The organism is Galactobacillus timonensis (assembly GCF_900240265.1).
Classification (GTDB): Bacteria; Bacillota_I; Bacilli_A; order Erysipelotrichales; family Erysipelotrichaceae; genus Bulleidia; species Bulleidia timonensis.
On the sequence record NZ_LT964739.1, the window covers coordinates 1,427,008 to 1,452,316 of the forward strand.

Sequence of the window (25,309 nt, forward strand, 5' to 3'; positions counted from 1 at the left end):
CTGCTTCCCTTGCATTATCAGAAAAAATCAGTTATATAGTGAGTGCTCTTAAACAAATGGTGTACCCTACCAACTTGAAATGGGAATGATGAAAAGTGGTGTACCCTACCTTACCATAAGTGGGAATGATGAAAAGTGGTGTACCCTACCTGATCATAAGTGGGAATTATAAGAGCAGGAGACAGACAGAAATGTTTGTCTCCTTTTTCTATTGGAGGACGAATGTCTTTACGATTTTATTCAGTCAACAATGACTATCTGTCATTTTTGCGTCTTTATGACAAGCATGTGGTGTTTAATCACGGAGTACATGACAGACCTTATGTTGGCCCGGTATTTTCGTTCGGTGATTTTAGTTATTACATCCCTCTGGAGCATCCGAAGGAGAAGCATAATTCAATGGACGATTCCATTGGCCTGATGGGAGTCGGGGATCCTCCCATTGCCGTTCTAAGCATAATCAACATGATTCCGATTGCGAAGAATGAGGTCGAGTGGTTAGACTTCCGGACAAAATCTGAATGTTTTGCGGATGATCGGCAATATAAATTCCTTTTGCAGAATCAGTACCAATGGGTTCGTGACAATGAAGGAAGAATCCTGAGAAACGCTACGAAACTATATTGTTTGAAAGGACAGGATGAACTGAAAGGACCATATAGGAAAATATGCTGTAACTTTCCTTTGCTCGAAAAAGCATGCGTTGAGTACGAGTATCCGCTCGATGATCTTCAGCAGCTTCCCAGGGCGATTGAGCCGGATCGACTGTATCTCGCTGCGAAACCTGTTTTGAACAAATATCAGCTGATCAACACCTTTGACTTCAGCACCGATGGATATGAGGAGGGTATCTTCCGGGGGATGAACCTTCACCGTGACTTTGCAATATTCGGGATCAATGCAGAGCAGGAGGCTTTCATTTACAAAAGAGACATGTTTGACACGTCAGATTCTAAGACGTTTGACGAAGCTTTTATGACTTCTCCAGTGACAGACTTACGGGGACTTGAAATATCAATCGGACAGCAATTTGAGGTGATGGAAAAATCACCTTTTCTTTTGCGCTAGATGACAGATGAAGCAGGGAGGAACCCAAAGTGGATGTAAATGCAAAACTGAAAAAGTTCCTGATGATCTTTTCAGGATCCTTCATGATAGTCCTCCTAATCGGAAGTCTTCTGATGATGATCATCATGCTGCCGACAATCATGATTGGAGAGGTTTCCAATACACTGCAAAACATCTGGAAGTCTGACACGCTGATTCCAGGGTGGCACTCGATTCTGTCATCATGGCAGCGACAAACAAGGATCTCTGTTGACACCGCTGAAATTATGGGCTGCGTGGAAGCCGGATCCGCCGATGATGCGGCATTGCGCAGCTGCCTTCAGCGTGTAGATACCAACGGAAACCTCATTTTCTCTGACGGGCAGTATGAAGACATCGGCACTTTGTTTGACAGCTACCGTTCTGACATTGATGAATACAAGGGCCAGATTGCATTGTCAGCCTTCAATCAGATCACAAGGCCAGCGATATACACTGTGACTCATTTCTATAATGCAACAGCCGGAAATCAAACAGCTGCTGCGCCGACCTGGATGGAGGACGATTCTTATACAACAATAGAGCCAGTTGAAGAATACGAAACGGAAACTGAAAAACTGGAATGCAAAGAAACAGAACCGGAGAGACAAGTCTTCCCATACTATCTGCCAACAGGATCCATTTCCAAATCGTATGGATTCTCATTGACGAACAATGCGAAGCGGGACGCAAATGGAAACTACTCAACGTTCCAACCAGGGCCAGTCTATTCCGGCGCAGGGGAGGTGACAGCATTTTCAAAAGGGACCGTAACTGATCTCGATGGAACAACGTTGACGCTTCAGGTAGATAACGGCTTTCCGCTTTACGCTCAATATGAGGGGCTGGATCCGGCAGACGGAATTGAAGAAGGATCAGAAGTCTACGTGACTCAGTTAATCGGATCTGCTACGGGGGATCTGACGTTTACCGTCTGGACGGAAATCAACGGCAGCCGCGAGTACATCAATCCGGACCTGTTCGGATATAACTATTCCATCGATGATTCCTTCAGTGTACCGACGGATCCGATTGATCCTGGAGCTTTCTCCGACATTCTGGAATTGTGCAAGGCACTGGAAGGAACAAAGTACACTTGGGGCGGGGAGGATCCGTCTACTGGTTTCGACTGTTCGGGGCTTGTCTGGTACGTCTTTGAAAAGACTAGAACCTATCACTGGGACCGGACAACGGCAGCTGGTCAGTATCAGCAATGTTCGATGAAGCCGATTGCACTTCAGGACGCGCAGCCAGGCGATCTTATTTTCTTTTACTTCGGGGGCGGACAGATCCATCACGTTGGTATCTGGATCGGTGACGGCAGCGGAGAGTTCTGGTCCGCAATTAACGGAGGTGTGAGAAGGACAACGATCAATCTGTACATCATCGGATCGAGATCCGCTGGTGCAACAGGCGAGTATACATTCGGACGTTTAGCGACAGGAGGATAACATGAGCGAAAACAACAACAGCACTTCACCACATTTCAATCCAAAAATTCTTACTTTGATCGGACTGCCGATCATCATCCTTGCGGCATTTCTTCTGCTGCCGAAGAAGGACACTTCTTCCGGCGCAACTGCTTCTCCCGTTGTTGGATCCTGGTACGCATCCAACTCAACGAAAGGGAGGATCCCTTTTGAGATCCGGGCCGACGGAACAGCGACAGACATCCTCGGTCTTGAGAACACATGGACCCTTCAGGGCGAGACACTTACTTTGACATCAACAACAATTGAAGGCCGGACCACAACTTACAGTTACAATTCCGGTGTTGATCAGCTGAAGGATGAATCAGGTGTAATCTATTTCACTACACTGGAATCAGCTGCCGCAGCTTATCAGGAATTGTGGGGAGACATGGGAAGCAGTGAGACAGACAGCTACCGCGATACCCGTTCGCTTCCGACGTTCCATTACTATTCCATCGAAGACAATTCATGGACGCTGGATCTGACAGGGCCAGGTGCTGAACTGTTTCATGACGGAGAACTTGTTGACGAGTTCTCGGCGGAGGACTGGACCTGGTATCAGACGATGTACGACATGACGATGGAAGGCCATCCGACATCGGGCCAGACAATCTATCTGTATTTCGGTGAGGCTGCCACCGCAATGCTGGACGCAGAGGACGGTTGGTTTCTTGCAGTGCGCGGACTGGAGGACGGGGTTCCAACGCTCTACACATCGAACCCTGTTTATGCTGACTAACGGCATTTTGTATGACAAAAACACACGAAAGCAAGATAAGGAAAAACTGAGGACGTTTTTCGGTAAAATGTCGGACAAAGCCGACATTGAACTGCATATTTAAGCCTTTTTCTGAAGTTTTCTTGTACGTACAAATTACAGATCGTTGTACGTACAGGTTTTTTTCGTTGTCATACATTTTTGGGTTTCGGAATTTCGCAATTATTTGTCGCGGATTGATCGGTTTTTCGGTCTGGAATGAATCGATTTTTGAATTTCTTCGGAGGCATTTTGAATTTTCGGATCGATTTTTTCTTCGATTGATTTTCAAATTTCGTTCTTTTTGACCGACGGTCAATCCCATAACTGATTTTGATTTTTGTGATGGAGGATTATGGAAAAATCATCAAAAGATTCTCGGATTAACATCCGCTGCGAATACAAAGATATTGAAAAGCTCACACAGATTCAGGAGATATTTGCGCGAGCCGGAGAGAAAAAAACTACAACAGAAGTTTTACTTCTGGCGTTGGATCAGATGTACATGAGAATGAAAGACCAGGAGTCAGGCAACATTTACTCTGATTATTTGAAGAGTGTTGTGGATGAATCAAATCGACTTGCCGCTCAAAATATTGCACGACTTGAAGACAAGAACATGACGGCAATAGCAAAGATTTTGTATCAGGTTTATCTTTCAAATATTTTTATCGCATGCTGCTTCAAACTGCCGGAGGATCTGAACAGAGTATTCGATCACAATCAAATTGAGTCACTAATCAAAGAACGCAGCATTCAAACATTCGATCAGTTCATTTCAGAATTTACAAATAACGAGGAGGAAAAATAAAATGAACACAGAAGCCATTAAGAAATCGATTCAGAAAACAAACAGCAAAATCACGCAGTTAAAAAATCAGAATGAGAAAATAAGTGCGGAATTGAAAAAACTGGAAGAGAAAAACAAATCGCTTGTGTCGATTCTGAAACGCCAGGAAGCAATTGATAAAGAGTATGAATCACTCAATGATGATCGTCCTTCAAAGGATAAATCTTCAAAGACTACAGTTGCTGCCGTTGAAGAAACTTCTGAAGCTCAGACAGAATGATCGTAAAAAATTACTTCATGGTCACGGGGAAGTCAGCACCAAAGACTTCCTCGTTCAAAGGAATTGTCAGCGCTGAAACGATCTTCGGATCACGCAGCTTATTCAATTACCATGATCGAAAAGACGCAACGATTGACTCAAATCATGTTGCGGGTGAATCGCTTTTTGAAATCAAAACAGGCCAGGAAGACAGCCTGATGGGATACACCGGACGCGGAAACGCGACGGAAAATTCTCAAAAGGACGCACGCTATTTCACACAGACTTCTTCCGGAAGACTGTACACCGATGAGGATCGTCAGCGGTTTGCAGACGAGAACAGAAAGTATCTGGAAGTAAATGGAAAGCCAATCTGGGAATTCATTGTCAGCCTGGATTCGTATCAGTTTGCGAAGGATCATCATTGTCAGACACAAGAGGACTGGGCATCAATTACGGAGAGATTGATTCCGAAAATTGCAAAGTCAATCGGCATCAGTCCGGTTAATCTTGTTTACTGGGAAGACTTCCATACCAACACAAACAACCCGCACATTCACTTAACTTTTTTTGAAAAGAACTTAACCAGGAAGCGGGGAAAGATACCTGAGAAGACAGAAAAATATATCAAGACATTATTTGTGACTGAGGTTGTGGGACGAGATCTGTTCAAAGAGAAAAATGGAATTTCCGTAGATGAGTATCTGAAAACAACAAAGAAGAAAGCACATGATGAGCTTGTAACTTCCATTAAATCCGTTGACTACAGATTGTGTCAGGGCCTCGCGGATCTGTATGCGAAGCTGCCAACTAACGGACGGCTTCAATACAATTCCTATCAGATGAAGCCATATAAAGAAGAACTGGATTCCGTCATTACTTCGCTGCTTCAGATGGATGGAGTAAAGGAAAAGTATGATGAGTTCATGCAGACCTTTGATGTTCTGGAAGACACGCCGAATGAAATCATGAAGGGCAAAATTGCCACGATGAAGGAAGCGGAAATAAAGAAGTTGTATACAGTCACGGGCAATTATCTTCTGAATATTTTCAAGACAATGGATGGAGCTAAGAGTTATCAGCAGCTTGCCTCATTAAAAAAATTCAAATGGACTACGGATGATGAAACACTCCAGTCGATGATCACAGCGATTCGATCCAAAACAAATCTCACGAAGAGCGATGAGAAGTTTCTGCTTGCGGCGGAAAAATATCTCAACAATGATCATGATCCGGATGCGCTCATGCAGCTTCAGACACTTGCAGCAGAAGGCCAGCCGGAAGCAAAACATTTTGAAAACAAGCGGCAGCAATCTGTTCCGATCACGAAGTTAACGCTGCCTTCTATCAGTCGGTCCGTGAGAAAAACGGAGCGCGGATTGAAACGAACTGTATCAGAACAGAAGGCGGAACTTGATTCAGAGATCCGGCAATTCCTCCAGGAAAATCCGGATTATTATTCCGAACTTTCAAGAAAGAATCAGATTGAACTGGAGGCGAACAAAGCATAAAGGGGAACTGAAATGATTGTTATTGGGCGAATAATCAGTGTGATCATTGCGGACGCACTGATTCTTTTTTTAGGAATGCAGATAGCGAATCTGATTGCCAATGCTGAGTCCATCCTTAACGGCGGCGTTTCATTTACGCTGGATTACAACATTCTTTTTTGGCAGGGGAACAATGATTATTTTCACCTGGTGCTGCTTGCGATCATCGGGGTTGATCTTCTGATCCTGCTCAATCCGTTTTTCAGCAAGAGCTACAGAGAGCGACGGAAGGCAATGCGTAAGCTGTCCTCTAAAGAACTGGAACAGTATTCGCAATTGTCAACCGTACATCAGGCAAAGAAGGGACTGCTGCGCTTGGAACTGTCAAAGGACGGCCACATTGCGAATAAGGAATTTGATGTAGTGTCCGTTCTGATCGGAAAGGTGTGTGCTGTTTTTTGGTCGTGCAGTGCCGTTTATTATGTGATTCTGCTGGTTGCGGTGATCAGGGAAAAGGTGTTCAAGTCTGCTTTGGGATCTTTCCTTGGGACGGTTGAAAAGATAACTGTTCCATTCAGCCTTGCGCTGCTTGGTTCCGGTATCCTGTTTCTTGTTCTTGGACGGGGATACATCCGTGATTATTGTGACCAGGTCTTTGACTCTGCTAAGAAATCCTGGAATCAACTGCTGGATACATGGTCCCGTAACACTCCGTGGAAATTCAGCGACATGAAGAAAATGAACACGCGGAAGCGGTACAACTACAATCCGCAGCTGCCGTATGTTCATGGAGGATTGCCGATCCTCACGAAACGAAAAATGTTGTGGGTGGATCCAACGGCAAGCCACTCTCTGATCATCGGTACAACGAACTCAGGAAAAACATTCTCCGTGATTCACATTCTGATTGATATTGCGCGGATGGCAGGGGAATCCATGGTGATCAATGACCTTAAAGGTGAGCTATATAAAATGCACTACGACTCCCTGATAGCAGACGGATACGACGTAAAGGTGCTGAACTTTGTAGATCCGGACGCATCCGACTACTGGAATCCGTTCGGGCTGGTCTACAAAGCCTACCGAAACGCACAGGATGAATTTGAGAGAACTTACGGATCCAACGAGCATTACATAGCGATGATGGAGGCAAAGAAGAGTCTTTACCGCTGCCTTGCAAAAAAAGAAGCACTCTATAACCTGTTTGCTAAACAGGCGGCGGAGAGCAGCATGGAGCGGGGAAGCAGAAGGGTCCCCAGTAAGAAAATCCTCTCGCATATTGACGGACGAATTGCAAAAGCCAGACGTATCTATCGGGAAGAAAAGGGACTGCTTGGTGCTTCTCCTGACTTTTCGGACGCTTTTGAATATCTCAAAGAAATTGCAACTGCCATTGGTGATGAGCCGAATGCGAAGGACAGATATTGGTCCGACAGTGCGATCCATCTGATCGAAGGCGCTGTCTGCTTTCTTCTGGAACAGGAGGAATTGCAACCCGATGGAAGCCTGAAACGTCTGGAAGAAAATCAGATTAACTTTCGCAACATTAAGATCCTGGTTGACCAGGGACTCCTTCCGCATAAGATCTGTGGCGGAACTGGCATGCTGTTGGATTATTACCTACAGAACTTCCGCTTTCCGGATGATCAGTCAGTTATCAAGCTGATGGAGATCGTTCAGACACCGGATCAGACGCGGACAACGATTGTTTCTGTCTTCGGTAACAAGATGGATCTTGGAACATTGAATGACAGAGTTGCCCATATGACTTCCAAAACGAACTTTTCCTTTGAGGACATTGGCCGAAAGAAGACAGCCGTATTCATGATCGTCCACGACGAAAAGGAAACTTACTATCCGCTTGTCACCTTGTTCGTACAGCAGATGTATGTTGAGCTGATCAAGACGGCCCGTGGCAGCAAAGGGGATAAGCTTCCGGTTCCTGTTCATCTGATCTGGGATGAGTTCGGTCTTTCTCCGAAGCTGGAGAACATTATTCAGATCCTGGCAGCTGCCCGTTCCCGTGGCGTGAAAATGTACATGGTTGTTCAGGATCTTGCACAGTTAGATGCTAAGTATGGCAAGGATCTTGCTAAGTCAATCAAGAACAACGTTATGAACATAGTTTTCCTGCTTTCAGGAGAGAAGGAGAGCAGATCCGAAATATCGGAACTAGCTGGTGAGAAACTTGCATGGGACAAGGATACAGGGAAATACAATGCGGTTCCCGTCATTACAAAGGAGCGTCTTGCAACGCTTTCATTGGGCGATGCCGTTATCATCCGTCAGCGCAAATATCCTCTGATCACGCGATACTACCCTTACAATAGATATGTGTTCTATAAGAGCTTGTCTCAGGAAGGATCATTTATCAGGAAACCGCTGCCTGAAATCAAAACATTCCGTCTTGCCGATGCCTATGATGATATTGTACGGATGGTAAGTGGCGGAGAAGAAATGCAAGCAATCAAGGAACAGATGAAGGAACCAGAACAGCCGAAACCAAGACCTTTCCCTGGCTCTGCCGAAAAGCATGAGGTAAAAGACTCATCACCATTCTTCTGGAGCGGCGGGGAAAGCGAGTAGAGGAATGAATGACGGGGGCGAAACGCCCCCTCTTCTGACGGACAATGGATTAGGAGGCGAAAAATGGAAGGAGAATTTGTTGAAGGTTACATTCACGGAGACTACGTGGACCACTTTTACCATATCAACGGGGTTCGATTGGAGAAAAATACCAGGCTTTCGATCCGAGAGGGAGATCGGTGGATCCATACTATGATGATGTACTCTACGGAAGGCACCCTTATTTTCAACAACTTCTATGGAGGGTGGTATCTCAGGGGAACCAAATATTACGAGTCCTATATGGAGAACCTATACGCAAGGGCTTTTATTCCAAAGAAAAAATGATGATCCATTCCTTCATGTTTGGACATCTCCTGGATTGATGTGACATTTGAAAGATGCTTGGGCGACCATTATTCTTTAGAAGAGGCTATTATTTAATGGCTACCAAGATGTACTCTTGAGATTATGGCCTAAGAACGGTGAAATTATGATCAGAAAAGAAGTGATACAAAAATATCTTGACGATGTTGCCAAGCCATATGAGGAACAGGATCATTATGACGGCATCCCCAAATGGATTGAAGCCATGAATGATGAAGAGCTCGATTACTGCATTGCATTGGAGAGAAAAAGAATCGAAAAGATGAGGAATGAGAAGGCAAATTCAAGGAACAAATAAAAAGCGAGCAGATGATGGATCACAGCCTTCGCCCGTTCGCTCTATATACAAAATAGTTTTTTTTACAGGTTAAAGAACGTCTAGAGATGGGCGTTTTTATTTTAGGAGGATTTAATGCGATATATCGAAGAAAACGACTTAAAGAAACAGTTCTGGAAGAATTACGGTTACAGAAAAAATATCCTGGCGCATCAATTTGAATGTCTTGCCCGCTCTGGTGGTGTGGATCTTCTAACGGTTGAAAAGGTGACTGATAAAGACGGCAGCAACCATATCGAGTTTGTGAGCTTTGAGTTTAAGTTGGATGATATTAAGAAGGCGTTTGCCCAAGCTTATGCCAACATGGAGTTTTCCCATAAGTCCTTCGTTGTGGTTCCTTCTGATAAGGAGAAAATCATTGCGGACCGTTATTCTGACTTCCTGAAGGAGAATCCTTCAATCGGCTGCATATCCGTAGAATTTGAAGGTAGATGGAAGATATTCCACCGGGCCGCTGCAAAGCCTGATAACGCAGTGCAACTGAATCAGGCGATCATTAAATTGTGTCTCCACCAAATCGGCTGATTTGGATCCGAATCAGAAAAGCCTGGATAATCTCCCTCAATGTAAAATCAGGGTGTACCCCAACGTTACACTTTTATTTGGAAATGAGGACCATAATTAATGTAAACTTAGAGTTATAAACATTGATGCAAACCGTAAATTTTTTTAAAACAATTCTAAATTTACAGTTCCATGTTTATAAATTGTATGAAGGGAAGAAGTTAACAATGGCGAATATGCTTCCGGAAGATGTATCAAAAAAAATAAATTCTTTTTTTGATACCGTTCTAAATGTGTTAAAGAAGGACAATAGATTTTTTGCAAAGGATGGAACTTTTCTAAGAAATGCCGTTTACGAGGCGGCAATGCAGATGGATGAAAATTTGATCCATCTGCTTATTACTAATCCGGAAACTAAAGCACGCTTTTTCAAAAAGGTTGATGATGTTTTTGTTTTTGATAAGGTTGGCTTTGCATGGGTGATTAATAATCGTGAATTTCTGCCAGATAGTTATACCCGTTTCAAGAATAAAATTGGCCTTGTAGATGAGAACGAAGAAATGATTGCTACTTCTGGTAAGGTGGAACTTGTATTCCCATATAAGGATTGCGTTCTTGAAGGCGGTCAGACAAAGGAAGACCAGAAGCGTGATGAGATTTTTTATAATGAAACACTTGCCCCAGATGAAGTTGATCGGCTTTTGTATCCAAAGGTATTCACGAATGCTAAGAGGTTTTCATATGATGGAGACTATGATTTATTAGGACAGCCTACAGGTAATAACTCTAAAGTATCCTGTGTTAGAGCTGATCGATTTGAGGATACTGACAATCTGATAATTAAAGGAAATAATTTGTTCGGGTTAGCTTCAATATTAAAAAGATTCGAAGGCCAAGTGAATTGTATTTATATTGATCCACCTTTCAATACTGGCAATGATAGTTTCAATTACAATGATAGATTTTCCAGATCCACATGGCTTACGTTTATGCGTAATCGATTGACTATTGCAAAGCAACTATTAAGGAGAGATGGCAATATTTTCATTCATATTGATATAAACCAATCTCATTATTTGAAAGTTTTATGTGATGAAATCTTCTCTGAGGACAATTTTGTTGAAGAAATAATATGGGCATATGGTTCTCCTTCAGGTGGACGGGCCGCAACTCCCAAACCTGTTAATATCCATGACTATATTCTCCATTATTCAAAGGATTACCCTAATCGTAAGCAAAATCGTGTTTATGTTCCCTATACGGAAAAGTATATAAATGATTGGTTTAAATATACAGACGAAGACGGTAGAAGATACCAGCGCAGACAGCGTGGCAAAGACGAAAATGGTAATCCTATTTGGACAAAACAATATTTAGACGAAAGCAAGGGCGTTCCTCTTTCGACTGTTTGGACCGATATCCAACAGGTTTATGCGGATCCGCGGGCCTATAAAGAAGGTAATAAGGCTGATGTTGAGGTTATTAAATCATTCAGCGGTGGGCAAAAACCGGAAGCTCTTATTAAGCGCATTTTTGAGATGTCAACAGATGAAGGAGACCTTGTATTAGATTTTCATTTAGGCACAGGGACTACAGCAGCAGTCGCACATAAAATGAAAAGAAGATACATAGGCATAGAACAAATGCAATCTCAAATTGACATAATAGTAGACCGTTTGAAAAAGGTCATCTGCGGAGAATCGGCTGGCATATCGAAAGCAATGAATTGGCATGGCGGTGGTTCATTTGTGTATTGTGAACTTTCACAACTCAATCAAAATTTTGTTGATGAAATTCAGGCCGCAAATGATTTAAATACTTATAAAAATATTTATAAACGCATGGTCAAAAGCGGTTTTATCAGTTGCAAGGTTAATCCCTCAGATATTGAAGCTGCATCAGCGGATTTTGAAAATCTCTCCATGGAAAACCAGAAACGTTTCTTAATGGAGCTTCTTGATAAAAACATGCTTTACGTAAATTTCTGCGATATGGAAGATGAGGATTTTGAAATTTCTGAGCAGGATAAAATATTCACCAGAAGTTTTTATAGGGAAGGCTAATGCATGACATTTTTATATGAAAAGATGGATGCTTTACGTGAAGCGGGGGCTAGTAAAGTAATACCGTCATATATTCAGCAGAACCTGAATCCAAATTTTGAACTTCGTCCATACCAAAAAGAAGCCTTTGAGAATTTTGTTACTTATTTTGAAGGAAGTCTTCGCCAAGATCCATCCCAAACACTATTCCATATGGCCACGGGAAGCGGAAAAACACTTATCATGGCGGGGCTAATGCTTTATTTATACAAGCAAGGATATAGAAATTTTCTATTTTTTGTTAATCTGTCTAATATTGTAGAAAAAACAAAAGTAAATTTTCTTGATGCTTCTTCATCAAAATATCTTTTCAATGACGAAATAAGAATTGACGGTGAAAAAGTTGCTGTTCAAGAGGTGAGTAACTTTCAGACTGCTGATCCAGATAAAATTAATATATGTTTTTCAACTACGCAAGGGCTTCACATGGATATTTGGTTGACAAAAGAAAATGGAATGTCCATTGACGATTTTGACAATCAAAAAGTTGTTCTTATTTCAGATGAAGCACACCACCTGAATGTAGATACAAAAAAGAAGATGTCTGAAGAAGAATCAGTAAGCTATCATTCTTGGGAACAGACAGTAAAGAATATTTTTTATAAAAATTCCGGAAATGTTTTGTTGGAGTTTACAGCAACCTGTGATCTTGATAATCCAGCAATTAGGGCTGCTTATGAGAACAAAATCATTTTCAATTACCCATTACCAAATTTCTACCAGGATAAATATTCAAAGGATATATTGACTCTCCGGTCTGATCTACCTGTTATGGACAGAGCTTTACAGGCGTTGGTCCTTAGTCAATATCGACTTAAAGTATTTCAGGATCACCGCTTATCAATAAAACCTGTTGTGTTATTTAAAGCTGCGAAAATCGCTGATAGTAGGGAGTTTATGTCTTCATTCATTGAGACAGTAAGTAAACTTTCCGGGACAAAGCTGCGAGAACTAAGGGCCGCAACAGATAATCCGATTATGCAACAGGCATTTACTTACTTTGTTAAAAATGGAATTTCTGCGGACACATTAGCAGCGGAATTACGTGATGATTTTGCAGAGCAACATTGTGTATCTGTAAATGATGATAAAGACGCAACAGAAAAACAAATTCTTTTAAACTCTCTGGAAGATGCCAATAATCCTTATAGGGCAATCTTTGAAGTTAAGAAGCTAGATGAAGGCTGGGACGTTTTAAACTTGTTTGATATTGTTCGTTTGTATGAGACACGTCAATCAAGTGGCAGAAAAATTTCACCTGCGACAATTGCAGAGGCACAATTGATTGGCCGTGGGGCAAGATATTGTCCTTTCCAGATTGATCCAGAGCAACCAAAGTACCAAAGAAAATACGATGATGATATCACAAATGAAATGCGTGTTTGCGAGGACCTTTTCTACCACTGTCAAAACGACCATCGTTATGTGACAGAACTTCACCAAGCTTTACGTGAGATTGGACTCGATACTGATAGGATCATCCAAAGAGAATACGTGCTTAAAGACGATTTTAAAAAGGATCAGTTATACAAAAATGGAATCATCTTTACAAATGATCGTGAAGTGAAAAGTCGCACAGAGGTTTTTGGCCTTCAGCCGACTGTCCGTGATGCCCTTTACAGCTATACATATTCACCTGGAAATTCCGGGTTAGATGAAATCATGGCTGAAGGTAAAAATGAAAACGACTATTACCCGAATAATTTAATTACCACACATACTACTATTGGTGAAATTGCTGATATTAACTATGCCATTGTTAGTAAAGCACTTATGAAATATCCGGTTTTTAGATTTGACACGTTGAAGTCATATTTTCCAAATATCCACTCTACGAGAGAGTTTATTACAAAGGATGAGTATCTTGGAAAAGTTAGAATTGATATTCATTGCCCCGAAAAGAGTCCGTCAGTGGCTATTTATTATCAGGCAGTCTTCAATACACTCAATAAAATAAGCGATTCAATTTCTGGCATAGAAGAAACTTATTTTGGAACAAAGGAATTTAAAGCACACCGAATCAACGAGGTGTTCCGCAATAAGACAGTTAACTATACCGATCCACATGATGGTGGGATAGGTGTTTCTCAAAATGATTCATCTGTACCTAAAAAATGGAAAATTGATCTTTCTAAAGAAGATTGGTTTGTCTACACAGATAATTATGGTACTTCGGAGGAAAAAGCTTTTGTTGCATACTTTCATGGGTATGTAGATGAACTTCGAAAAGTTTACAGCAAAGTATATTTGGTAAGAAATGAACGGGAATTCCATCTTTATTCTTTTAATGATGGTGAACGTTTTGAACCGGACTATGTAATTTTTCTTCAGCGGGCAGAAACAGACGGTTTTGAGCAACTACAAATATTTGTAGAGCCAAAAGGAACAATGCTGCTTGAAAAAGATAAATGGAAAGAAGATTTTTTGTTACAGATGGAGAAAGCAGCTATTCCTGTAAAAACGTTTGTTGATAACAACCAATATAAAATTTGGGGACTTCATTTCTTTAATCAGGACCAAAGAATGAAAGAGTTTGATGAAGATATAAAGCGATTACTCTGATCATCTGAGGAATGGCATACGTCTCAGGAGATGCCTACAAATATCTAACAGAATAAAGATGTTTGCGGCTGGAAAGGACAGAATAGTATGACTGAAAATTATAAAAACGTTATTTATATTCTCACGAACCCTGCACTTGACGGATTCGTGAAAATTGGCTTTGCCTCAGATCTTCGGCAGAGAATCAAACAGTTGAGTCAGGCTTCAGCTATCCCTTATTCTTTTCAGGCATATGCGGTCTATGAGACACCTGCTAAACTGACCGACAAAGCATTACATGATATGATCGACAGCCTAAATCCTACCCTACGGACGGTTGAACAGGATGATCAGGGCAAAACTCATAAGAAAGAGTTTTTTATCATGTCTCCAGAAGAGGCTTTCACGATTTTGGAAGATATAGCTAAGATTAGCGGAACGACTGAGCGACTGCACCGGATCAAGCCAACAAAAGAAGAAACTGAGGAAACGGCGGAAGCAACAGAAGTAAAAAAAACAGCAATGCTAAAACCATTCACCTTTAGTGCATGTGACATTCCTATTGGAGCGGAGGTGGTTTTTACAAGAGATCCTTCAATAATAGGAATAGTTGTTGATGACAAACATATTAAGATCGGTAACGAGATATCAAGTCTTTCAGCGGTTGTAATGAAATATACAGGATGGAAATCAGCCCAAGGGCCGGCATATTTTACATACAACGGGAAATTATTGAAGGAAATCCATGCTGAAAAGTGTGGCAAGAAATAAACCTGTAGGAGGTACTGCAAATGGCGGCGAAGACTTACTATTATGCACGTGTGTCTTCTGCGTCTCAGAATCTCGCTCGTCAGATTGAAGCATTCCATAAAGACGGTGCGGATGATCATGATATCATCACAGAAAAGCAATCAGGGAAGACCATGGATCGGCCCGAATACAAAGCCATGAAAGAACATATGCTCCGCCCAGGCGATACTCTTGTTGTCATGTCTCTGGATCGTCTTGGAAGAAACAAACAGGCAATTAAGGACGAGTTGGACTACTACAAGAAGAACAACATCCGGGTGAGGATCCTTGATCTTCCGACTTCAAATTTAAAACCAGGACAGGGCCAGGAATGGATCCTAGACATGGTAAACAACATTATTATTGAGGTACTTTCTTCCCAAGCTGAACAGGAACGGGAGACTTTACGAAAACGACAAGCAGAAGGCATTGCAATCGCTCAAAGCGAAGGAAAATATAAAGGGCGGCAGCCGTGTAAAGTAGATGAACAGCTTTTTGCAACTCTATATGCTGATTTTTGCGAGAGAAAGATATCCAAAGCGGGAATGGCAGAGCAGCTAAAGATTACCCGGCCTACGCTTGACCGCATTTTAAAAAACCGGAAACTGATGAGAAAAGATAATCAGGGCAAAACGGAATATTTACCATTATCCGATTGATTATTTTCCCAAAGACCAGCCCCTGCTAATGGCAGCTTCAAAACTTAGACAACAACACCACAGACAAGACTTTCGTCTTGTCTTTTTTATGGTTCTTTCTATTTTGGGATTTAAGGCTCTGTTTAGAAAGCAAAACTTAACCTTGGATCCGTCAGATCATATATTCTTTTGACGCTTACTCATGGTTGCATGCATATGCACGTATGGAAAAATACATTCATTGCAATTTAACGTCAGATAGAAAGGCGGGTTTTATTGTGGATAGAAAGCTAAGAATTGTAGGCTATGCCCGTGTGTCCACCCAGCGGCAAGCGGTAGAAGGATTTAACCTGGATGGACAGATCCGGCAGATCAAGAACTACGTTGATATTTATTATGAAAACTATGAATTAACTATCCTTCGAGAAGATGGACAATCCGCTAGAACCATGGATCGCCCGGAAATGTCAAAAATCATAGCCATGATAGAAAACAATGAAATGGATGTTTTGGTTATTTACACATATGACAGACTAACCAGAAGGTTGAAGGATTTTATTGATTTTCTGGACCTCTTGTCAGAGCATGGAGTGACGCTGGATTCTATGAGAGAAAAGTTTGATACATCAACTGCATCAGGACGATTCATGGCCCATATGATCACGGCAATGGCTGAATGGGAAGAAGATACCATCAGCGAACGGACACTCCGAGGAATGCGAGAAGCTGCATTAAAAGGGAACTATATCCGAGGTGGTAAAGCTCCATTTGGGTATGAGCGTGATCCAAATGATAAACATGCGTTGATTATTGACGAAGAAAAAGCTCGTACTGTAAAGGAGATATTTCAGACTGCTGCGGACAATCTTCCGCTTTGGGGGTTGGCGGCCATCTATGATGCGGAAAAAAGAAATGGGTATGATACTTGGAGCGGAGAAAGACTCTATAAGATTATTTCCAACAAAATTTACTACGGTGTTATGACGCTAGATGGCGTTGACTATCCAATTAACGTTCCTCCTATCATTTCTCAGGAATTGTATGAGGAAGCTAACGAAAAGCGTATTTCAAAGAATTTCCGATCCTATGCTTATATTTTCAAAGGATTCATGTATTGTTCTAAGTGCGGAGGGTATCTTACTGGAAGTGGAACGTATAAGAAATCTTTACAAAAATATTATCGTTACTACAGATGTCCAAAATGCCGGGGCATTATTTCAGAGAAAAGCATATTGGAACAGGTTGAGGATCCTTTTACGCAAAGAGAACGAGAAATAAAATTCTCTCAGTGTTATCAGAGTGCCAAGAGGGCAAACGCCAGATATGCGCAGGCATTGGAACGGTTGAAGGTAAGCGATTTACTAAATCTTCCGGAAACTTATGTTCAAGAAAAGGCGGCAGAGCTTCGCATAAAACAAGCGGACCTGGTGCGTGAATTTCAGCTTGTATTAAATTCTATAAAACGGATTCATTTCTATAATAAGAACTCTCAGGAAATGCGTTCGTTTTTGACCGAGAATGTTTCGGTAATTAATGTAGATTTTAGAACGCTTACTCCCACAACGAATATTGTTTGGAAGGACGATAAAGAAATTGCAAAGCAGAGCAAGCCGAAGGTAAAAGCCAGTAAAAATGGGGCAAAAAAATGAATATGTTATTTTGTAGAAATAATGAATAAAATTGTGAAAGACAGTAGAACTATTGTCTTGCAAATTTATTTGCATCCAGTTATATTGCTTACAGGTGGTTTTATCAAGATTTAGTTTGTGAAAACCAATACGGCTCCAGCCATAAAGTACTAACAGGTCGCCGGGTTGATGATCCTTGTCAGCTCAGTGGCCTTTTTTTTGCCGGTGTGCCGGCCGCCGGCCGAACGCCAAGAGTGTCCATTGTGAGGTGGAATCGGAAAGAAGCGAAGGCAAATCTCCGGCCTGAGCGATACGGGCCGATCAGGCGCGGCTGGCGTTCCCAGAAGCACGCCTCTTTAGAGGCAGGTAGTTCACGCTCGCGTGTCTTGACAGCGATGACCGGGAAGACACGGTACAATAGGTTCGATGAAACGTAGAAAACTGTATCGTCTGATGGTAATGATTCTGGTTCTGCCGCTGCTGTTATGCGGTGGCTGCAAGCAGGCAGAGGCTGCCGATACCTGCGTCACTGCTTTTCTTGCGGCCATGGAGGCCGGAAACCGGGAGGATATGCAGAAGTGTGTTTCTTCCTCGGAAGACGGTACGGTGACGGCTCTAATGAATGTCTATGACAAGGCATCACTGGAGACGACGCTTTCTGCTGTATTTTCCGATGCTGCGCTGGATGATGATGCAGTGGCGGCCTGTGACGACCTTGCGTCGGCTTATCTGAACGCTTTATTTCAAAGCACGGCCATTCGTGAGACGCATCATGAAGGTCATCGCGTTTACAGTGTGACAGTCAATGCGGTCATGGCTTATGAAAGCCGTCTTTCCGATGAGATGTACGGCCTGCTGGGAGATGCCGTCGGAAATTTCAGCGACGACCTGTATAACGGCGTCGCTCTGGGGGACAGTGCGTCATTGACGTCTGCGGCAGCCCGGACGCTGACGTTTGCGGCTGAGCGCCTTTTTGCGTCACTGACTACGGATGATTATCATTCGGTGACCTTTGTGTTTACGGTGCAGGATGAGGATGGTTCCTTCTATATCACATCGGCGAGTGTACAGTAAAAATCCGGAGGCAGTGCCTCCGGATGGATGCTGGTGATATTGATCTTTTAGAACAGACCCTGTGCCATCATGGCATCAGCGACCTTTTCGAAGCCTGCAATGTTGGCTCCGGCGACGAGATCTTCGCCATCTCCGTATCTCTTAGCGGCATCATAGGATGCGTCTACGATGTTGCGCATGATCGCCTTGAGACGGGCATCGACTTCTTCCGCTGTCCAAGCGAGGCGTTCGCTGTTCTGGCTCATTTCCAGTGCCGAAACCGCAACACCGCCTGCGTTGGCGGCCTTTGCCGGTCCTACCACGACACCGTGCGACTGCATGTATACATGCGCCTCATGGCTGGCCGGCATGTTGGCACCTTCGAAGTAGTACTTCGTTCCGTTGGATACGATGGTTTCCGCGTCGTTGAGGTCGACTTCATTCTGGGTTGCGCACGGAATGACGATATCGCCCTTGACGCTCCACGGCTTTTCATTTTCGTGGAACTCGCAATGGAAGCGGTCGGCGTACATCTTGATGTTGGCATTGCGGGAAGCACGCATCTCGAGGAGATAATTGATCTTTTCTTCGGTATTGATTCCATCCGGGTCATAGACATAGCCGTTGTGGCCGGAGATGGTTACGACTCTGGCTCCCAGTTCGGCAGCCTTCTTGCACACGCCCCAGGCAACGTTGCCGTAGCCGGAGACGACGATGGTCTTGCCCTGGAAGGTGTCATTGTGATGTTCCAGAACACGCTGCGCATAATAGAGGACGCCATAGCCGGTGGCTTCCGGACGGATCAGGGAGCCGCCATAGCTCAGGCCCTTGCCGGTCAGAACGCCATTGTCCCAGGAATCACGAATGCGGCGATACTGTCCGAAGAGGTAGCCGATCTCACGGCCGCCAACTCCGATATCACCGGCCGGAACGTCAACGGACGGACCGATGTGGCGCTGCAGTTCAGTCATGAAAGACTGGCAGAAACGCATGATCTCACCGTCGCTTTTCCCATGAGGATCGAAATCGCTGCCTCCCTTGCCGCCGCCGATCGGAAGGCCGGTCAGACTGTTCTTGAATACCTGTTCAAAGCCGAGGAACTTGAGCATGCCGAGCGTTACATCCTTATGGAAGCGAAGGCCTCCCTTGTAAGGCCCAAGGGCGCCGTTGAACTGAACACGGTAGCCGCGGTTGACCTGAACCTTTCCTTCGTCATCGACCCAGGTGACACGGAATTCAATGACACGCTCCGGCTCACTCATCCGCTCCAGAAGGGCGGCTTTTTCATATTCCGGATGTGCTTCGATGACGGGTTCAAGACTCGTGAACACTTCTTCGACAGCCTGCAGAAATTCGGGCTCCGAAGCGTTTTTTGCCTTTAAGGCGGAAATGACGCGATCTGTATAATCTGACATGATTTCTCCTTTTTTGGATTTCTTTCTCCATTATAGAGTGAGATTGACACGGGCTATAAAAAAGATGCGGATACTGTTTGTTCCGCATCTCTATGTGCATTTCTCAGTTGACGCCGCCTTCTTCGGTATGGACGCCTGTAATTGCAAACAGTGCCCAGGCCGCAATGTTTACGGCATGGTCGCCGATCTTTTCGAAGTACTTGGCGATCATGAGGAGGTTGAGGACATATTCAACGTTGGTGTCCTTGGTGAAGCTGCTGATCAGCTCCTGCTTGGCGCTGATGAATGCCTTGTCGACGATATCGTCCATGGCGATGGTTTTTCTGGCAAGGTCTTCATCCTTGGTGTTGAGGGCGGTGATGGCATTGGTCACCATCTTGGAGGTCGTATCAGCCATCTTCTGGATATCGATGATCTGCGAAGCTGTGGAGACATGTTCGTTGATGACGATGTCCGCAATGTCGGCAGAGATAATGCCGATCCGCTCCAGATCATAGATGGCCTTCAGTACGGCGCTGATGTCACGCAGATCGCTGGCGACCGGCTGCTGCTGAAGAAGAAGCTTGAGGCAGAGGTTTTCAATTTCCCGTTCCTCACGGCGTGTCTCCGATTCAAGACCGATAACGCTTCTGGCAAGCTTTGTGTTGTCTTCCATCAATGCGGTGACGGCGCTGTGGATGGCCAGTTCGCACTGGCTTCCCATGTGGGCAACGGACTGGCGCAGGGTTGCCAGCTGATCATCAAAATGTTCACGCATAAGTATCAACCAAACCTTCCTGTAATGTAATTTTCTGTGCGCTTGTCCTTCGGCATGGAGAAGATCTGATCCGTCGCTCCGAATTCAACGAGATCGCCAAGAAGGAAGAAGCCCGTATTGTCCGATACACGGACAGCCTGCTGCATGTTGTGGGTGACGATGACGATGGTGTACTTCTCTTTCAGTTCAATGATGAGATCTTCAATGCGCGAGGTGCTGATCGGGTCAAGAGCCGATGTCGACTCATCCATCAGAAGAACCTCCGGTTCCACAGCCAGTGCTCTTGCGATGCACAGACGCTGCTGCTGGCCACCCGAGAGGCCCAGGGCATTCTTGTTGAGACGGTCCTTGACTTCATCCCAGATGGCGGCACCGGTCAGAGACCTTTCGACGATTTCATCGAGCTTTTTCTTGTCGCGGATGCCATGAACGCGCGGTCCGTAGGCGATGTTGTCATAGATCGACATCGGGAAGGGATTGGCCTTCTGAAACACCATGCCGACCCGGCGGCGGAGAATGTTCACGTCCATATCGTGATAGACATCGACATCGTGAAGCTTGACGTCGCCTTCGATGCGGCAGTCCTTGATCAGGTCGTTCATACGGTTGAGGCAGCGCATGAACGTCGATTTGCCGCAGCCGGAAGGACCGATGAGAGCTGTGATCTTGTGCTCCTCAATATTCATGTTGATGTTCTTGAGGGCCTGGTGTGAACCGTACCATAGATTGAGGTTCCGTACGGTCATGACACTTGGATTCGTTTTCGTTTCTGACATAGTTACTCCACATTCTTCTTGAGTCTTGAAGCAGCGAATTTGGCGAGGAAGTTGATCAGCAGCGTCAACAGCAGCAGAATCGCCGCAATCGCAAAGGCAACGTCAACTCTGTTCCGCTCCATTGCATACATATACATGGCAACCGTCAATGTTGCGCCGGAGGTTCCTGGAGTGATTGCCTGCGTGAAGCTGAGGATCTTGTTGGCCATACCTGCCGTAAACAGCAGAGCGGCCGATTCACCGACAATACGGCCGACGGCAAGGATACAGCCGGTGACAATACCGTCGATCGCAGAAGGCAGGACGACCGTGCGGATCATGTGCCATTTGCCGGCTCCCAGTGCCAGAGCACCTTCCCGGTAGCTGTCTGGAACTGTCTTGAGGCTTTCCTGGGTCGTACGGATGATCGTCGGCAGCGTCATGATGACAAGGGTCAGCGATCCGGCCAGCAATCCGGTGCCAAGGCCGAAGAACTGGCAGAAGATCAGCATGCCGGCAAGACCGTAGATGATCGAAGGAATACCGGAGAGACATTCGGTCGCAAATTCAATGACCTGTACCAGTCTGATGTTGGTCGCATATTCATTGAGGTAGATGGCTGCACACACACCGATCGGGAGAACGATGATCAGCGTCATGATGACCATGTACAGGGTGTTGAGGATATTCGGCAGAATGCCGTACGTGTTGCGCAGGACGGAAGGCTCTGTTGACAGCATTTCCCAGGTGATGTTCGGGAGGCCGCGGAACAGAATGTAGCCGATGATGAAGACAAGAATGGCAAGAATCAGAACGAAGGAGATGATCATCAGGGCATTGAGCAGCCGGATCTTACGCTTGCGGGAAGTCGAGATCGAATCGATCGGTTCCGCATTTACCTGTTTTGTGGACATAGGGTCAGTCCTCCTTCTTCTTGATCACGAAATTCAGAAGGAACATGATCAGCATTACAAAAATGAACAGAACCAGGGCGATGGAGAACAGAGCTTCACGCTGCAGGCCGCTTGCATAGGACATTTCCGATGCGACGGCAGTTGTCAGGAAGCGGACGCTCTTGAAGAGGGAAGGCATGTTGGCGACGTTGCCGGATACCATCATGATTGCCATGGCTTCGCCGATCGCACGGCCTACACCCTGAACAACAGCAGCTGCGATGCCGGAACTTGCGGCCGGTAGGGAGACCTTGAAGACGGTTTCGGTATAGGTTGCACCAAGGGCGAGGCTTGCCTCCTCATACTCCTTCGGGACGGCATTGAGTGCCGTTTCAGAGACGGAGATGATGGCGGGAAGAATCATGACGCTCAGGACGATGATGGCAGTGAAGAGGCAGGATCCGTTGGCAATGTGGAATGTCTTCATGACCATCGGAACGACGACGATCATGCCGACAAGACCATAGACAACCGAAGGAATGCCGGCCAGCAGTTCGACGGCGCTGCGGATCAATGAAGCGATCTTTGGCGACGCAATCTTTGAGAGATAGATGGCGCACAGCAGTCCGACCGGTACGGCGATGATGATGGCGCCGAGGGTGCCGTAGAAGGAGGTGAGAATGAACGGCAGGATGCCGAATTTCGGGTCGGCTGCGGTGGAAGCCCAGACGGTTCCGAAGAGAAAGTTGGTGATACCGATCTTACCGATGGCCGGTACGCCGGAAACGATCAGAAAGGCGGAGATGAAGATGACGAAGGCAATCGAGAGGATGCCGAAGAAGAACATGAGTCCATGCATGAACGCTTCGACAGCGGCGGCCCGGGGATTTTTAGTTTTCTGCATACTTCTCCTTATACGCAACGATACCGCCAGAGCAGATGCGCTGGCGGCAGGGTGCGTTCAATGACGAATCTGAGATTACTTCTTGCTGGTAGGTACAGCGCCTGCAGCTTCAATCAGCGACGCAGCTTCATCGCTCTGTGCAAATTCAAGGAACGCCCTGGCCGCATCAGAGAGTGTAGCGGAATCGTTGGTGATCATATTGAAGTCACGCTGAATCTTGTAAGTACCATCGAGAACTGTTTCTTCCGAGGGAGCAACGCCTTCAACCGTCAGCGTCTTGATGCTGTCATCAACAGCTGCCAGAGAAGCGTAGCCGATTGCGTTGGGGTTGGCGCCGACTGCCTGGATGACAGCGCCGGTGGAAGTCAGTTCCTGAGCGAGCTTGCAGTTGTCCTTGGTGTCAGTGATGGTTTCGAAGCCGTCACGCGTTCCGCTTCCTGCTTCACGTCCGATGACAACGATTTCAGCATCGTCGCCGCCGACATCTTTCCAGTTCGTGATTTCGCCGGTGTAGATCCTGGCAATCTGATCGATGCTCAGATCGGTGACAGGGTTGTCATTGTTGACGATCATGGCGATACCATCGATTGCGACCGTAATCTGGGTCAGACCGTTCTTTTCATCATCCTTGAGGTCGCGGGATGCCAGTCCAATGTCGCAGGAACCTTCGGTGACAGCCGTGATTCCGGAACCGGAACCTGTCGGGTTGTAAGTGACGGTGACGTTCGGATACTTTTCAGAGAAAGCTTCGGACAGGGCGCCGATGACCTTTTCCATGGATGTGGAGCCATCGGTGGAAACCGTTCCGCTGAGATCTGCAGTTGCTTCGGAAGCTGCTGCACTGGTAGCTGCTGCAGCAGTGGATGCAGATGCGGAAGACGATGATCCGCAGCCTGCCAGCATTGCGACTGCCAGCAGTGCAGATGTAATACCCTTGATGCTCTTCATATTCATTTTTCCTCCTGATACATGAGGCATGATAAAAAACCACGGTAAAGAACATTACCGTGGTATTGTAAAAACTTTGTAAAATATGGTTTTTCGGCTTAGAAGTGAATTTCCATGCCGAGAGCACGCTGTACCAGATCCAGCTTTGCGGCGGCAATGGGACGTGCCTTGGCGGCACCTGCCTGCAGAACATCTTCGATCATGCCGGAAGTGGTGACTTCGCGGTACTTCTTCTGGATTCCTTCCAGCGTTGTGCATACACTGTCGGCGACGGCACTCTTGAAGTCGCCATAGCCTTTGCCGGCAAACTCTTCTTCAATGGCAGAATAGGGTCTGTCATTGTTGAGTGAGGAATAGATCTGGATCAGATTGGATACGCCGGGCTGGTTTTCAGGATCGAACCTGATCTGGTTGAGAGAGTCGGTCTTGGCGCTCATCACCTTTTTGCGGGCGGCGTCAAGATCGTCGAGCAGATAGATGCAGCCCTTGTTGATGCCGTCGGACTTGGACATCTTCCGGGTCGGATCGGAGAGTGACATGATGCGGGCACCGACCTTGCCGATGAGAGGTTCCGGAAGCTTGAACAGTTCGCCGTAGCGGTTGTTCATGCGGGCCGCAACGTCGCGGGTCAGTTCGACATGCTGCTTCTGATCTTCGCCGACCGGTACATAGTCCGGATCATACAGGAGAATATCGGCAGCCATCAGGGCCGGATAGGTATACAGGCCGCCGGAAAGGTTCTTTTCGCCCTTGGCCTGCTTGTCCTTGAACTGGGTCATGCGGTTGAGTTCGCCCATGTAGGTGTTGCAGCACATGATGTAGCCGAGCTGGGCGTGCTCCTTGACATCGGTCTGCAGGAAGATGGTTGCCCGGTTGGGGTCCAGGCCGCAGGCAAGATACAGAGCGACACAGTCGTACAGATTCTTTTTCAGCTGTTCCGGTTCCTGCGGGACAGTGATGCAGTGCAGGTTGGCGATGAAGGCGAACATTTCGTATTGATCCTGGTATTCGACGAAGTGATGCAGAGCGCCGATGTAGCTGCCCAGATGAAGCTGGCCCGTAGGCTTGATTCCCGATAACATGCGTTTCATAATGTATTTCCTCCAATACGTTCAATCAAACTCATCGAAACAAATAAAAGCGCCCCAGAAACTGGGACGCATGGCTTCTATGCGCGGTACCACCCGGATTACGGATGATATTCATCCGTCACTCTTCTGCGATAATGGTGCAGTCCAT

Annotated in this window: 23 protein-coding genes; 16 read left to right on the forward strand and 7 right to left on the reverse strand. The window is 45.4% G+C overall.

The window, feature by feature from the left end; genetic code table 11:
* Positions 1-222: 222 nt before the first annotated feature.
* From C1714_RS06745 to C1714_RS06820, 16 genes are all read left to right on the forward strand, one after another.
* Positions 223-1,068 (forward strand): type III toxin-antitoxin system ToxN/AbiQ family toxin, encoded by an 846-nt coding sequence (locus C1714_RS06745; RefSeq protein WP_102342464.1) that lies wholly within the window; start codon positions 223-225, stop codon positions 1,066-1,068.
* Positions 1,069-1,181: 113 nt separating this feature from the next.
* A complete protein-coding gene (locus C1714_RS06750; RefSeq protein WP_167849962.1) occupies positions 1,182-2,537 on the forward strand; it encodes a C40 family peptidase in 1,356 nt (451 codons plus the stop codon).
* A gap of 1 nt (position 2,538) precedes the next feature.
* Entirely contained in the window at positions 2,539-3,297 is a 759-nt protein-coding gene (locus C1714_RS06755; protein ID WP_102342466.1) for a hypothetical protein, read from the forward strand.
* 373 nt (positions 3,298-3,670) lie between these two features.
* Positions 3,671-4,126, forward strand: coding sequence for a hypothetical protein (locus tag C1714_RS06760; protein WP_102342467.1), 456 nt, complete (start codon positions 3,671-3,673; stop codon positions 4,124-4,126).
* A 1-nt stretch (position 4,127) separates the two neighbouring features.
* Positions 4,128-4,385 (forward strand): hypothetical protein, encoded by a 258-nt coding sequence (locus C1714_RS06765; protein WP_102342468.1) that lies wholly within the window; start codon positions 4,128-4,130, stop codon positions 4,383-4,385.
* Positions 4,382-5,875, forward strand: coding sequence for a relaxase MobL (gene mobL / locus C1714_RS06770; protein WP_102342469.1), 1,494 nt, complete (start codon positions 4,382-4,384; stop codon positions 5,873-5,875). Before C1714_RS06765 ends, mobL begins: the two co-directional genes overlap by 4 nt.
* 12 nt (positions 5,876-5,887) lie before the next feature.
* Positions 5,888-8,440, forward strand: coding sequence for a type IV secretory system conjugative DNA transfer family protein (locus C1714_RS06775; RefSeq protein WP_102342470.1), 2,553 nt, complete (start codon positions 5,888-5,890; stop codon positions 8,438-8,440).
* 63 nt (positions 8,441-8,503) lie between these two features.
* Positions 8,504-8,767 (forward strand): hypothetical protein, encoded by a 264-nt coding sequence (locus C1714_RS06780; RefSeq protein WP_102342471.1) that lies wholly within the window; start codon positions 8,504-8,506, stop codon positions 8,765-8,767.
* A gap of 145 nt (positions 8,768-8,912) precedes the next feature.
* A complete protein-coding gene (locus C1714_RS06785; RefSeq protein ID WP_102342472.1) occupies positions 8,913-9,104 on the forward strand; it encodes a hypothetical protein in 192 nt (63 codons plus the stop codon).
* Between the two features lie 114 nt (positions 9,105-9,218).
* Complete coding sequence (locus C1714_RS06790) at positions 9,219-9,668, forward strand: hypothetical protein (protein ID WP_102342473.1); 450 nt, start codon at positions 9,219-9,221, stop codon at positions 9,666-9,668.
* 206 nt (positions 9,669-9,874) lie between these two features.
* A complete protein-coding gene (locus C1714_RS06795) occupies positions 9,875-11,710 on the forward strand; it encodes a DNA methyltransferase (protein WP_210115267.1) in 1,836 nt (611 codons plus the stop codon).
* A 3-nt stretch (positions 11,711-11,713) separates the two neighbouring features.
* Positions 11,714-14,311 (forward strand): DEAD/DEAH box helicase family protein, encoded by a 2,598-nt coding sequence (locus C1714_RS06800; RefSeq protein ID WP_102342474.1) that lies wholly within the window; start codon positions 11,714-11,716, stop codon positions 14,309-14,311.
* 87 nt (positions 14,312-14,398) lie between these two features.
* Positions 14,399-15,061, forward strand: a complete 663-nt coding sequence (locus C1714_RS06805) for a GIY-YIG nuclease family protein (protein ID WP_102342475.1) — start codon at positions 14,399-14,401, stop codon at positions 15,059-15,061.
* A 20-nt stretch (positions 15,062-15,081) separates the two neighbouring features.
* Positions 15,082-15,738 (forward strand): recombinase family protein, encoded by a 657-nt coding sequence (locus tag C1714_RS06810; protein ID WP_102342476.1) that lies wholly within the window; start codon positions 15,082-15,084, stop codon positions 15,736-15,738.
* Positions 15,739-15,941: 203 nt separating this feature from the next.
* Positions 15,942-17,366 (forward strand): recombinase family protein, encoded by a 1,425-nt coding sequence (locus tag C1714_RS06815; protein WP_102342477.1) that lies wholly within the window; start codon positions 15,942-15,944, stop codon positions 17,364-17,366.
* Positions 17,367-17,771: 405 nt separating this feature from the next.
* Entirely contained in the window at positions 17,772-18,419 is a 648-nt protein-coding gene (locus C1714_RS06820) for a hypothetical protein (RefSeq protein WP_102342478.1), read from the forward strand.
* Between the two features lie 47 nt (positions 18,420-18,466).
* On the opposite strand, the gene gdhA is transcribed toward C1714_RS06820, so the two are convergent.
* The 7 genes from gdhA to trpS all read right to left on the reverse strand — a co-directional run bounded on the left by gdhA (position 18,467) and on the right by trpS (position 25,161).
* On the reverse strand, positions 18,467-19,813 hold the full coding sequence (gdhA, locus tag C1714_RS06825; protein WP_102342479.1) for an NADP-specific glutamate dehydrogenase: 1,347 nt from the start codon (positions 19,811-19,813) through the stop codon (positions 18,467-18,469).
* 103 nt (positions 19,814-19,916) lie between these two features.
* Entirely contained in the window at positions 19,917-20,570 is a 654-nt protein-coding gene (gene phoU, locus C1714_RS06830) for a phosphate signaling complex protein PhoU (RefSeq protein ID WP_102342480.1), read from the reverse strand.
* Between the two features lie 5 nt (positions 20,571-20,575).
* Positions 20,576-21,346, reverse strand: a complete 771-nt coding sequence (gene pstB / locus C1714_RS06835) for a phosphate ABC transporter ATP-binding protein PstB (RefSeq protein WP_102342481.1) — start codon at positions 21,344-21,346, stop codon at positions 20,576-20,578.
* 2 nt (positions 21,347-21,348) lie between these two features.
* Positions 21,349-22,239: a phosphate ABC transporter permease PstA gene (gene pstA, locus C1714_RS06840; protein WP_102342482.1), complete on the reverse strand. Its 891-nt coding sequence runs from the start codon at positions 22,237-22,239 to the stop codon at positions 21,349-21,351.
* 4 nt (positions 22,240-22,243) lie between these two features.
* On the reverse strand, positions 22,244-23,122 hold the full coding sequence (gene pstC, locus C1714_RS06845; protein WP_102342483.1) for a phosphate ABC transporter permease subunit PstC: 879 nt from the start codon (positions 23,120-23,122) through the stop codon (positions 22,244-22,246).
* Positions 23,123-23,197: 75 nt separating this feature from the next.
* Positions 23,198-24,070 (reverse strand): phosphate ABC transporter substrate-binding protein, encoded by an 873-nt coding sequence (locus C1714_RS06850; RefSeq protein ID WP_245305069.1) that lies wholly within the window; start codon positions 24,068-24,070, stop codon positions 23,198-23,200.
* 98 nt (positions 24,071-24,168) lie between these two features.
* On the reverse strand, positions 24,169-25,161 hold the full coding sequence (gene trpS / locus C1714_RS06855) for a tryptophan--tRNA ligase (protein ID WP_102342485.1): 993 nt from the start codon (positions 25,159-25,161) through the stop codon (positions 24,169-24,171).
* Positions 25,162-25,309: the final 148 nt, after the last annotated feature.